Source organism: Myxacorys almedinensis A, from assembly GCF_010091945.1.
GTDB lineage: Bacteria > Cyanobacteriota > Cyanobacteriia > Leptolyngbyales > Leptolyngbyaceae > Myxacorys > Myxacorys almedinensis.
This window is the reverse complement of the sequence record NZ_WVIE01000006.1, coordinates 16169-28616: the sequence shown is the minus strand read 5'-3', so window position 1 is coordinate 28616 and position 12448 is coordinate 16169. Positions and strand designations below refer to the sequence as shown.

Below are 12448 nucleotides of genomic sequence, written 5' to 3'. Positions count from 1 at the left end.
TTTGTTTTGGGGAGCAATCTTGATCAGTGCAAAACAAATTGCGGACGCCGATCACAACTCGGCGTCCGCGATCGCAGGTCAAATCAGCATCAAACCAGTAGCAAACTCCCTATCAAATTATTGCTCTGGTGAGTCAGGTGCTTGGTTCGAGAAACTGTAGATCGTCTGCATCTCCAGCGCATGACAAATCGATGAGGGCTGCTGGCTTAAGGGAAAGGTTTGTCGTTCGAGCTTTACCTGCAACCCAGTCAGCGGATCAGACCCTGACGAGATGAGAAACTCTAGCTTATCGATTGCTAAGCCAGAGATAATATTATCAAGAACCTGCGCGATCGCCTCCCTATGAGGATACTCAGCCCGATGCCATTCCTCATCGTCTGGCAACGCTTGCTCATACCCTAGATTGACAATCAGCGAGTTTTGACCAAATAGTGCTGCTGCCACAGGTCGTGTCTCTTCTTGCAGCATCAAGTCATAGGTTTTGGCGACATAGCGAAGCTTGTCTAACAACTCGTAGCGCTCTGTGATCGAGTGCAATTCGTAGGGCAGGCAAATCGCCACCGTTGCCAGATAGGTTCTGAGAAACAGGTGTCCCAGCTTTTCGGCTTTGGTCGTTAAATAGTTAACGTTGTGAGACGTTGCCTCGATCAGCAGAGGAACCCGATCAACCATCTCTAAACCATAGCCCTTTAGTCCGGCAATCTTACGGGGGTTATTGGTCACCAAACGAATTTTCTGCACTCCCAAGTCATTGAGAATTTGCGCGCCCACGCCATAATCTCGCAGATCCGCAGGGAAGCCTAGCTTTTCGTTTGCCTCGACGGTATCTAGCCCCATATCTTGGAGCGAATAGGCTTTCAGCTTGTTGACCAAGCCAATGCCTCGCCCCTCTTGGCGAAGATACACCACCACCCCCAAGCCCGCATTCTCGATCATCTTGAGAGCCGCTTGAAGTTGCATCCGGCAATCACAGCGCAGTGATCCGAGGGCATCGCCCGTGAGGCACTCCGAGTGCACTCGCACCATCACAGGCTGATCTCTAAAGTCTTCGGGGTTGCCCTTCACGATCGCAACATGCTCTGAATTGTCGAGCAGATTGCGATATCCGTAGATTTGAAACTGTCCAAACTGGGACGGTAAATTTGCCACGGTTTCCCGGTGCACAAAGCGTTCGTGCCGCAGACGATAGCTGATCAAGTCCGCAATGCTAATAATCCGGAGATTGTGTGTGCCAGCATACTCAATCAGTTGGGGCAACCGAGCCATTGAGCCATCTGCGTTTTGAATCTCGCAAATCACTCCCGCCGGGTATAGCCCTGCCAGCCGCGCCAAGTCAACGGCTGCTTCGGTATGACCTGCCCGTTTTAAGACTCCCCCTTCTCTAGCTCGAATGGGGAACACATGCCCTGGGCGTCGCAAATCGCTCGGTTGCGTTTTTGGATTGAGCGTTACTTGGATGGTTCGAGCGCGATCTTCGGCAGAAATTCCGGTGCTGACACCAGCAAGCGGGGATGCATCAATGCTTACCGTAAAGGCAGTTTGGTTGCTGTCGGTGTTCTCACGCACCATTAATGGAATGTCGAGTTCATCAAGGCGATCACCCGTCATTGCCAGACAGATCAGCCCTCTTGCTTGGACTGCCATGAAATTAATCATGTCTGGAGTGGCAAACTGCGCGGCACAGATGACATCTCCCTCGTTTTCCCGATTTTCATCGTCTACAACGACGATGGATCGTCCTGCTTTGAGGTCTATCAAAGCGTCACCGATCGAATCAAAGGTAAACGGTTGACTAAAGGGGGATTGAGACGATTTAACAGAGAAGTTCAAGGCTACCACACCGTAAAGTTTCTTTAAGCAGGCGTATGCACTGATTGTAATGGGTTCGGCTTCGGAAACGTACTTATCACTTGATTGTAATTCTTTTTACGTGGAAAGCTAGGAACAAAGCAAGAGTGTGCTGGTACGTTTTCAGTGGATTCCAGGTTTCGAGTCTGTGGTACTGATCAGCCAAGCCGCAGAGCAACGTTGTCTTGCTACCATGGTAGACCTGCCCACGAAGAGGCTGAACTTGCGATCGCAGTGCTCTTCAATCTCAGCAAGTCGTAGTCTATGACGCTAAGGCAGCCTGGCAGGGTTGGTACACTGGTGTCTGCCGTCGTTTCACAATCTTTCATTTCAACGCACCCCTCTCTAATCTAACGATCTGCTTTGAGAAATGCAGGTTCAGCATTACAATGCAGCAGAAGTTCAGCGATTTTGCGTCATAAGGGTCGAGAAGCATGGGTGATGTAGGGCGTATACCCGTCGGTGTGATTGGGGCATCCGGTTATGGCGGGGTGCAGTTAGTCCGGTTGGTGATGGATCATCCCCAGCTTGATCTGGCTTACCTGGGGGGTGATAGCAGCGCAGGGCGAGATTTTTCAAGCGTTTATCCCCATTTGTTTCATCAAGTTAACCAGACGATCGAACCGATCGACCTGACTCAAATTGCTGACCGGTGCGATGTTGTTTTTCTCTCACTGCCCAACGGACTTGCCTGCAAAATGGCTCCTCAGCTTTTAGAGAAGGGCTGCAAGGTGCTGGATCTGTCGGCAGACTACCGCTTTTCGGATTTAGGGATATATACCTATTGGTATCAGGTCGAACGGACGGATCAGGAGATTGCAGAAACGGCAGTGTATGGGTTGCCAGAGTTGTATCGCGATCGCATCTCTGAAGCCCAGCTAGTGGGCTGTCCTGGCTCTTACCCAACGGCGAGTTTGCTTGCCCTCTCACCGTTGCTCAAGCAAGGATTGATCATTCCAGAGACTGCCATCATTGATGCCAAGTCTGGGACATCGAGCGGGGGTCGGCAAGCCAAGGTTGAGTTGTTGCTTGCCGAAGCCGAAAATTCGCTTGGGGCTTACAGCGTGGCTCGTCATCGCCACACGCCCGAAATTGAGCAAGTCTGTAGCGATTTGTCGGGACATGAGGTTTTGGTTCAATTTACGCCGCATTTGGTGCCAATGGTGCGAGGAATTTTTGCCACCGTGTATGCCACGCTGCGCGATCCGGGATTAGTGCGAGAAGACTTGCTGACTATTTATAGTGCGTTTTATCGGTCTTCTCCATGGGTGAAGTTGTTGCCAAGCGGTGTGTATCCCCAAACGAAATGGGCAAGCGGCACCAATCTTTGCTACATCGGCATTGAGGTTGATCCCCGGACGGCGCGAGTGATTGTGATGGCAACGATCGATAACCTCCTGAAGGGGCAAGCGGGACAAGCCATTCAATGTCTCAATTTGATGATGGGATGGGATGAGATGTTGGGCTTGCCCAGGCTGAGTTTTTACCCCTGACTTGAGCGATCGCGGGTTCTAAACAGGTGAGAGTGATCCGGGTTATAGAGGCGCGATCGCAGGGATGATGTCCCCTGAGGTTGCAAATCACTGTTTTTATTTACCGAATCGGGATCTGCAACAAAATATTCAGAGGGCACAGTTGACGCCGCCAACGCCGGACTAATCACATACATCGTGGTGCGGATCAAGTCTGCGTTGCGCGTCATCTCCGCCATTTGATGGAGCGGCACGAGCCATATTTTTTCATCCGACCAGCCCAGCCGAAAACAAATCGCCACCGGCGTATCTGCCGGATAGTGCTGCACCAATTTAGCTTGAGCCGCCTCGACGTGGCGAGCGCTGAGGTAGAGGCACAAACTTGCCTGATGGGCGGCTAACGTAGATAACTCTTCGGCTTCTGGAACTTGGGTGCGCCCACTGATGCGCGTCAAAATAATCGATTGCACTAATCCTGGAACGGTTAGCTCTACCCGCAGGCGCGCCGAGGCAAGCTGAAACGCGCTAATGCCGGGAACGACTTCAAACGGAAGCTCAGCCTCAAATAAGGCTTGCATTTGTTCTTGCACCGCACCATACAAGCAAGGATCGCCGGAGTGAAGCCGGATCACCGATTTTCCCAATCGCACGCGCTCACCCATGATCGGAAGTATCTCTTCAAGGGTTTTATTTGCCGTGCCGATCAGTTCGGCATCCGATCGCACGCCCTGCAAAATTTGTTTTGGAACCAGCGAATCGGCAAATAAAATGACATCGGCTTGAGATAGCAGCCGCTGAGCTTTAATGGTCAAAAGGTCTGGATCGCCAGGACCTGCCCCGACGATATATACACCGGGAGCTAGCGGATTGAGCGAAGCATTGCTGTGGTTCTGTGTCATGGGTGCAGCCGTTTGAAATCGCAAACTTTGCTTTTTGGGTTCAACTTTTCCAGCTTTCTGCTGACCCCGCGATCGGAAAGAAGCGGTAGCACTTTCGTGGTCTGTCAAGGTTGAAATGAGGGACTGGGAGGAGAGAGGGGAGAGAGGGGAGTCTAGTAATCGGAACCCTCCACCCCTCAACGTTGACAATCTACTAGTGGTCTGTCAACTTCTATTTCCCATAGAAAGGGTTACCGAGATAGCTCGCGATCGCGAGGCGATACCACATCTGGCAAAGGGCGGCGGAAGCGATACAGCCAGACTAGCCCAATGACCCCCAGCACGATCGTTCCTAAGCTGACCAACTGGGCAACCCTCAGCCCACCCAACATCAAGCTATCGGTGCGGAGTCCTTCGATCCAAACGCGACCCAACCCATAGCCAATCAAATAGACCAATGCCAGCGTCCCCACTTTGAGCCGCGGTTTCCCCTTCAAATCTCGAAAAAATAGCGTCATCAGCACCCCAAACACTGCGAGATTCCAGAGGGATTCATAGAGAAAGGTCGGATGGTAATAGGCGGCATCAACTCCGAAAGGGCGGCGCTCTGGAGGAATGTAGAGCTTCCAAGGTAAATCGGTCGGAGCGCCAAACGCTTCAGAATTAAAGAAATTGCCCCACCGCCCGATCGCTTGTCCCAAAATTAGCGAAGGAGCCACCAGATCGGCAAGCTGCCAAAACGACACCTGCTTCAATCGCGCAAAAATCAGTGCCGCAAGCACACCCCCCAAAATCGCACCATGAATGGCAATCCCGCCTTCCCAAATGGCAATAATTTTGGCAGGGTTGGCGGCGTATTCTTGCCACTGAAATACCACATAGTAAAGTCTGGCACTGGGAATAGCAGCCAGCACTAGCCACACTGCCAAGTCGCTCAGCACGTCGGGATCGACCTGTCGCTTTGCGGCGAGGCGCTGAGCCAAGGTGACGCCAATCAGCACGGCTGACGCAATTAGCAACCCGTACCACCGGAGCACCAAAGGGCCCCACTCAACCAAAATTGGACCGGGAGATTTAAATTCAACTGCCAAAACAGAAAGATCAGAAAGCATACGGAATCTATGGTTTCTTCGGAGTAATGCTCTACGCAAATCGCCTGAGCATAGCTACCTTATCATCTCTGCCCTCTCCCTGGTCTGAATTTGCCCAGCCCGGTAACGGGTCGCCCTTAGCGCTTGCAGGTTGTTATCAATTGCGGAGTCGGCTTTATCGGCGGTTTGGCTCAATCATGATCGTGCCGATCGTTGGGTTTCGATATACCATCGGCAAGCAAATCGTAAACTGGCTGCCCTCCCCCTCAATAGACTGCATTTTTACCGTTCCAGCGTGTAGTTCTGCTAACTTTCGGGTTAATGCTAGCCCTAGCCCCGTTCCCTCATGGCGGCGAGAGAGGGAGCCGTCAATCTGCTGAAAGGGTTGGAATAACAGGTGCTGTTTGTCGTGGGGAATGCCAATTCCGGTATCCCAGACCATGAGATGCAGGCACTCCTCCTGCATTTTCACGTTCAAGCCAATTTCCCCTCCCTCTTCAGAAAATTTGATGGCGTTGGATAAAAGGTTGAGCAGCATTTGCCGAACGCGCAGTTCGTCTGCCATCAGGGGTTCTAGGTCAGGCTCAATCATGTAATTAACCGTCAAGTTTCGCATTCGGGCTTGTTCGTCTACGATCGCAAGGGTGCTCTCACACAGTTCGCTCACCACAAGCGGAGCAATTTCCAAGCGCATCTGTCCGGCTTCCACCTTAGAGAGATCCAACACATCGTTAATCAACCCCAGCAAATGCTGTCCGCTTTGATTGATTTGATGAACATAAATTTGCTGTTTTGAATTGAGGTCGCCAAAAATTTGCTTTTGAAGAATTGAAGAAAATCCTAGAATTGATGTCAACGGCGTGCGGAGTTCGTGAGACATATTTGCTAAAAAGTCTGACTTGAGCCGACTTGCCCGCTCTAACTCTAAATTCTTAGCCCCGAGTTCTGCTTCATAGCTTTTTTGTTGTGTGATATCGCGGGTGATAAACGACACTGCCGTCGCTCTATGTTTCTCATCTAAAATCGGACCGACCGAGACCAAGGCAGGGAACGTATCGCCATTGCGACGGCTGCAGATCACCTCGCCGCTCCAGCCTCCGGCAATGCCTCTCATATCTCGCACTGCGATCGCTTGTTCGATCAGCCATTCTGTTTGCTTGCGCTCTGGAAAGAAAACCGCCGCATGAGTGCCCAACAGCATGTCTGGCTGCCAGTTAAAAATTCGACCCGTCGCAGAATTGGCATAGAGAATTTTGCCGTTTAGATCGGTAATGGTGGCGCTATCGTAGGCAGATTCCACCGCCCGCGAAAACATTTTCAGTTCTTGCTCTATGGCTTTGCGATCGGTCACATCTCGACCGATCCCCATGCCACCGATCAGGTCGCCATCGCGGTAGAGAAGGCGTCCATTCACTTCCAGATGCAACTCTGTTCCCACGGCTGGCTGCACCACAAATTCAAAATCTCGCAGTTCGCCCGTGTAAATCAAATTACTAAACGCTTGGGCGGTCTGTTCTCGGTAGGGAGGGGAGACAAACTCTAAGTACGAGCGACCTAACACCTCGCTAGAGGAGCAGCCGAGTAACTTGAGTCCGTAGGAATTTATGTAGGTCAACACACCATCTAGGTCAACGGTGTAAACCATATCGTTGGCAGATTCTACATAAGCTCGAAAAAGCTCTTCAGATTGGCGCAAACTAATTTCAACCGATCCGATCCGAAGCAATTGGTCGTTCATGTGTTGGGTCGTCATCGTAGCGGGTCAGCCTGGTCATCAATAATGGACAAATGGACAAAAGCAAACATTTGAATTCAGTGTCATGACGCTGTTGAAAAGTTTGGCTCGTCAAGCGTAGCGCCACGCCAGGTCAGCGAAAGCCCATCGATCGGATCGGTTATTAAGAGATTTGATCATGTGAAGTTCTAAATTTCTGTTAGTACGTAAACGATTTAGCCATAGATTCAAATCAGATTTTTCTCCCTCACTCACGGTGTAAAAGGCGTATTTTATAGATCAGCACCCTGAATCCCCATTCGGCGTTTGAATTGCTGTTTGAGGCTCATCTCAGTCTCTATCAGGTCTGCCAGATCGGAAGCGGGGATTTCACGGATTATCTTTAAGAAGAATTGAAAACTTCATTAAAGAGAAGTAAGTGATTTCACAAGTGGTCAGGTCTGTAGTACCGAATCATTAGATAAAGCCCTCACTATCTTGACTGAGGAGCTAGTATAGAAAATTGCGGAGATGGTAAATCCTTTTTCGCAGCTTAACACCGGTTTCAGCAAGGTTTTTTTAGTTGTGATTGAGCAATTCGCGTCTACAGATTCAGCCGAGTCACGCTTGGAGACCCCTCTGGTTGGTGCTTCGTTGCTTGAGTTGACGGCTTGGGTGCAGCAGCAGCAGCAGCCTGCATATCGAGGCAAACAACTTCATCAATGGATCTACCAAAAGGGGGCGCGATCGCTCTTAGACATTTCGGTGTTCCCAAAACAGTGGCGATCGCAGTTAGCCGCGTTTCCCCTGGGGCGGTCGCAGATCCACTATCAGGCAAAATCCGCAGATGGCACGATTAAGCTTTTACTAAAATTAACAGACGGGCAGATTATCGAGACCGTCGGCATTCCTACAGAGACGCGCTTAACGGTGTGTGTCTCGTCTCAGGTAGGATGCCCGATGGCGTGCGATTTTTGTGCCACCGGAAAGGGCGGGTTTCAGCGCAATTTAGAGCGGCACGAGATCGTTGATCAAGTGCTGACGGTGCAAGACGTGTTTGGGCAGCGCGTCTCAAACGTCGTATTTATGGGCATGGGGGAGCCGCTGTTAAACAGTGAGAATGTTTTAGAGGCGCTGCGATCGCTCAATCAAGATATTGGCATTGGGCAGCGACTCATCACCCTCTCGACGGTGGGCGTACCGGGGCGTATCCGCAAATTGGCTGAGCATCACTTGCAATCTACCTTAGCGGTGAGCCTCCATGCCTCGAATCAGTCCCTGCGTGAACGCCTGATTCCCAGCGCTCGGCAATATCCCCTAGAAGCATTGCTTGACGAGTGCCGAGAGTATGTCAACATTACTAGGCGGCGAGTCACGTTTGAATACATTGTGCTGGCTGGCGTCAACGATGAGGTTGAACACGCGATCGAACTTGCCGAGCATCTCCGCGGATTTCAAAGCCACGTCAATTTGATTCCATACAATCCGATCAGCGAGGTAGACTATCAGCGACCCAATCAGCGTCGGCTTCAGGCGTTTATGACAGCGCTGAAAGATCGGCATGTGGCGGTGAGCGTTCGGCGATCGCGGGGGCTAGAGGCAGATGCGGCGTGTGGTCAACTGCGAGCCTCTCAAGCGACCGTTAAAGCTTGAGGCGAAATCTCAGCACACATTTCCTGAGAGAAAAGTCCTGAGAGAAAAGGTGTAAGCAAACACGCCAAAACTCTTGAATAGAGCGAATTTGCAGAGGGAGCAGAGGTGCGATCGCTGCTGTTGAACGTGAGTTCAATAGCGTGCCTTGGCTGCGATCGCCGATCCGGGAAGCCCCTCACCCTCTCGCAACACCGTTATTCCATCTGGTCTTCACAAAATCTGGGCAGATTCGTAGAGCTTTCTTAAAATTGCCGTAATCTTCTCACCATACTGCGGATCAGCCGTCCACCGCCCACTCAACTGACTGACCAACGGCGCAATGCCTCGCGTCACAAACCGGAATCGCGGACTGACGATCTCCTGCACAAGCGGTTCGGTACTGGCATAGGCTTTAAGTTGCTGAATATGCGCTCTTACGCCAATTCGGGCGCTCGGAAATGTTGCCCCTTGCGGCCCGCCGCCCACATCGCCAATGCCTGCAAAGTTATTTTGGCTGGGCTGCACATCTCCGCCAAAGCGGAGGTAATTGGTCTCTAAACACATTTGGCTAAAGGCGATGTCGTAGTTGACGCCCTCAATGCTGCCTTCTTCCCGGTAGAGCTTGGCAATGTCTGGAAACTGATTGAGCGCCGCATCGTTATTATTTTTGAGGAAGATATTTAGCTGCACCTCGGTCGTTACCCCTTGTCCCATGATGCGATCGAGGGTTCCAGGACAGATTTTGACAATCGAGCGTAATAGAACCGTTCGAGTGCTGGCTTCCCACCCGACAGCAACGTTGTAGTCTCGAAGTTCTACCGCCTTCACAAACACCACCTGCCGATAGTCAAGCCGCCGAACGTTAGGAGCTTTTGACAAATCTACGCCTAGCTGATCAACCAAATCGATCGGAATATAAGCATTGCCACTGACAAGAATTCCTTTATCTACGTAGTTCTGCCCGTTAATGCGAATGTCAATGGCTTCGTAGGTGGGCTGAGTGGGGGTCGGGGTCGGCGTAGGAACTGGAGATCCAGAAATAGACCGGCTCCAGGCGATCAGACCATCTGCCACGCCTAGCGCCAGATCTCGCCGTTGATTTTGTAAAATAAAGCGATCGTCAGGGTTCGTCAAAAATCCAACAATCAGCACCAGTGACGGTGGCACCACAAATCGACAGAACGGCAAGCTGCCCAGCCCGGTGTCGCTGTCGGGTTTTGCCCCCCGGCTAGGCAACTGAGGCACCCGCCGAATCAGCGAGAGCAAGACCAGTTCAGCATTTCTGCGGCGCTCGTCATTGCCGGTGATGTAGTAAGCCGTTGCCCCGCGTACACTCGGATTTGAAAAGGCATCTGCCCGCAAGGTCACGGCAACATCATCCCGACGCCCCCGCGCGTTGATCCAATCGATCGACTGCGACAGATTCAGCGTATCGGGCACGGTCAACACTTCGACCCCGCGCGATCGCAACTCTGCCACTACAAAATCTCGCAGGAGAATCATTTCTCTCGCTTCGGTTGTGCCTGCAACGACTGCACCGGGGTTGGTGATGCCGTTGATGCGATCGCCATGTCCTGCTGAAATAAAAATTCGTCCCATCGGTCGTTTAGCGTACGTCGTTCATTATTCTCTCGTAGGCTCACCGTTTATAACCTAAAACTTACCGCTCCCAGGTCAGAAATCCTCAAGCCAACGCTTCTTTGGTCACGGCAAGCAGAGCAGCGAGGGGCAATTCTTCAGAATTTGGCAGCGCCTATTACACCTCTTAACTCCCCGCGCTCGGCGTTAGAGCAGAGAAGAACCGATCGGACGGATAGCAGGTGCCTCTACGTCCAGCGTGTGGGTGTGCAGGGCATTTGCAGGGCGTTCTTCAAACACAGGTAAGTCAAACCAGAACGTGGTGCCAACGCCCACCTCGCTCTCTAGATGAATTTGGCTGCGGTGGCGATCGATAATATTTTTAACGATCGATAGCCCTAAGCCGGTTCCTTCTAAAGTGTGGACTCGGTTTTCTACCCGGAAAAAGCGATCAAAAATCGCCGCTTGATCCACCGCATCAATGCCAATTCCAGTATCCGAAATTTCGACTCGCACCTGCGACGGCATCCGTTCTTGCTCTAACGCATAAGCCCGAATCACCACTTTGCCGCCTGCTTCCGTAAATTTCAGCGCATTGCCCACAAGATTGACAAACACTTGCAGCAGCAGATCATAGTGACCATACACCGCTGCTAGGTGGGGTTGCACTTCTTGAAGCAACTCAATCCCTTTATCTTTAGCGTTGAGTTGGTAAGTCCGCAAGGTTTGCTCGATCGGTTGGGCTAAATCGACTGCTTCAAACGTGTAAATCTTGCAAGATTCTAGCCGCGACAGATCGAGGACATCATTCACCAGTCGGGTGAGCCGGTCAGTCTCGCGATTTGCCGTCTCTAAAAATTCGTGCTTTTCAGAGTCGCTCAGTTCCTCGCCGTACTCGTAGAGCGTCTCGATAAACGACTTAATGTTAAACAGCGGCGTCCGCAATTCGTGGGAGACATTGCTGATGAACTGGCTTTTTGCTTCGTTGAGTTCTGCTTCGCGGGTGATGTCTTGAATGGTAACGGCGACCCCCTTCACATTCTCCTTAACCGGGTCAGACACGGCATTGAGCAAAATTCGCAGGGTGCGATCGCTTGGCTCGGTTAGGGTGATGCGAAACTCTGCCTCTTCGCGGAGTTCGCCTTTTGCCATTTGGTAAAGCGGGCGAGTTAGCTCGACCTGCACCGGCACCGGCAAGCAGTAGAGGGCGTTTTCTCCCTCGATCTTTTGGTTGTCCCAGCCAAGAATGTGCTGAGCCGTGGGGTTAACTAGAACAATTTGAAGATTGGTGTCGAGGAGAATTGCGCCATCAGCGATCGTCGAGACTAGGGTTTCTAGTTTGGCTTTCTCGGCGGTTAATTCTTCAATATTTTGCTCTTCGTAGCGCTCTAATCGCTCTGCCATGTCATTAAAGCTGGCGATCAGTTCACTCAGTTCCACGCCTGCGCCAACCTGCAATTCCACTCGCTGCTTAAAATTTCCCTTGGCAATATTGCGGACTCCTGCTACCAGTTCTTGAATCGGTTTTGTGATCTGCAACGCGTTAAACACTGCCCCCAAAATCACCATCACCCAGATCGAGACAAAAACCGCAACGGTGACATCTCGCGTTAGGTGAGACGAAGCGGCAACGGTGGGATTGGGATTGGTGCCGATCGCTAGCACTCCGAGATAGCGCCCGTCGTCAACAAGCGGCACAAACACATCGGTGACTTCCCCATCGGGCGACACATGCTGCCGCACCATGGGCAAATCGGAATGTTCTGCAAAATTGTCGGGGAGGTGAATCCGGCGGCGAATCGTCAGGGAGTTTTGAACTTCAGAATCTGAAAAGGGAATACCGAAATAGATTTCGCCATCGGCATCAGCGTAGAGCATGTAGCGGACGCTAGAGGTGCTGCTGTAAAACTGATGGGAAAACCGGGCTAATTCAGTGCGATCGTTGGCACCAACCAAGGGCGCAACGTTGGCGGCAAGCAACAGCCCCAAGTCGCTGCCAAAGCGCGTATCGTTGGCACGGGCATCCGCCTGGATCGTGTTGACCGCCCAAAAGGTTAAGCCGCTCATCACAATCGACACGACTAGGGTGGCGGCTGCCATCAGTTTGGTCTGAAGGCTGAAGCTTGCCCACCAGCGCGTCAGAATGTCTCGAATCGTTTGGATTAGAGAAACCAAGGCTCTAAAGGGGAATAAAGTAAACCGTTGAACAAACTCGATATTTTCCCTCTATCTTAG

General features: G+C 51.6%; 9 protein-coding genes. 2 read left to right on the top strand and 7 right to left on the bottom strand.

What is annotated here, in order from left to right; all coding sequences use genetic code 11:
• Nucleotides 1–117: 117 nt before the first annotated feature.
• Nucleotides 118–1839: a bifunctional 3,4-dihydroxy-2-butanone-4-phosphate synthase/GTP cyclohydrolase II gene (ribBA, locus tag GS601_RS06520; protein WP_162422470.1), complete on the bottom strand. Its 1722-nt coding sequence runs from the start codon at nucleotides 1837–1839 to the stop codon at nucleotides 118–120.
• Between the two features lie 197 nt (nucleotides 1840–2036).
• Entirely contained in the window at nucleotides 2037–2177 is a 141-nt protein-coding gene (locus tag GS601_RS06515; RefSeq protein WP_162422469.1) for a hypothetical protein, read from the bottom strand.
• A gap of 105 nt (nucleotides 2178–2282) precedes the next feature.
• Between GS601_RS06515 and argC the strand changes: the two genes are divergently transcribed.
• On the top strand, nucleotides 2283–3341 hold the full coding sequence (gene argC, locus GS601_RS06510; RefSeq protein ID WP_162422468.1) for an N-acetyl-gamma-glutamyl-phosphate reductase: 1059 nt from the start codon (nucleotides 2283–2285) through the stop codon (nucleotides 3339–3341).
• On the opposite strand, the gene cobM is transcribed toward argC, so the two are convergent.
• The 3 genes from cobM to GS601_RS06495 all read right to left on the bottom strand — a co-directional run bounded on the left by cobM (nucleotide 3332) and on the right by GS601_RS06495 (nucleotide 7042).
• Nucleotides 3332–4327, bottom strand: a complete 996-nt coding sequence (gene cobM / locus GS601_RS06505; RefSeq protein WP_338016975.1) for a precorrin-4 C(11)-methyltransferase — start codon at nucleotides 4325–4327, stop codon at nucleotides 3332–3334. The genes argC and cobM overlap by 10 nt on opposite strands.
• A gap of 122 nt (nucleotides 4328–4449) precedes the next feature.
• Nucleotides 4450–5289, bottom strand: coding sequence for a prolipoprotein diacylglyceryl transferase (lgt, locus tag GS601_RS06500; RefSeq protein ID WP_238393120.1), 840 nt, complete (start codon nucleotides 5287–5289; stop codon nucleotides 4450–4452).
• Nucleotides 5290–5464: 175 nt separating this feature from the next.
• Nucleotides 5465–7042 (bottom strand): PAS domain S-box protein, encoded by a 1578-nt coding sequence (locus GS601_RS06495; protein ID WP_162422466.1) that lies wholly within the window; start codon nucleotides 7040–7042, stop codon nucleotides 5465–5467.
• 492 nt (nucleotides 7043–7534) lie between these two features.
• Here GS601_RS06495 and rlmN point away from each other — a divergent pair, with 492 nt between their 5' ends.
• Nucleotides 7535–8656: a dual-specificity RNA methyltransferase RlmN gene (gene rlmN / locus GS601_RS06490; protein ID WP_162422465.1), complete on the top strand. Its 1122-nt coding sequence runs from the start codon at nucleotides 7535–7537 to the stop codon at nucleotides 8654–8656.
• 210 nt (nucleotides 8657–8866) lie between these two features.
• Here rlmN and tftA read toward each other — a convergent pair whose 3' ends face one another.
• On the bottom strand, nucleotides 8867–10234 hold the full coding sequence (gene tftA / locus GS601_RS06485; protein WP_162422464.1) for a hormogonium tapered terminus morphoprotein TftA: 1368 nt from the start codon (nucleotides 10232–10234) through the stop codon (nucleotides 8867–8869).
• A 186-nt stretch (nucleotides 10235–10420) separates the two neighbouring features.
• Entirely contained in the window at nucleotides 10421–12388 is a 1968-nt protein-coding gene (gene nblS, locus GS601_RS06480; protein ID WP_162422463.1) for a two-component system sensor histidine kinase NblS, read from the bottom strand.
• Between the last annotated feature and the right edge of the window lie 60 nt (nucleotides 12389–12448).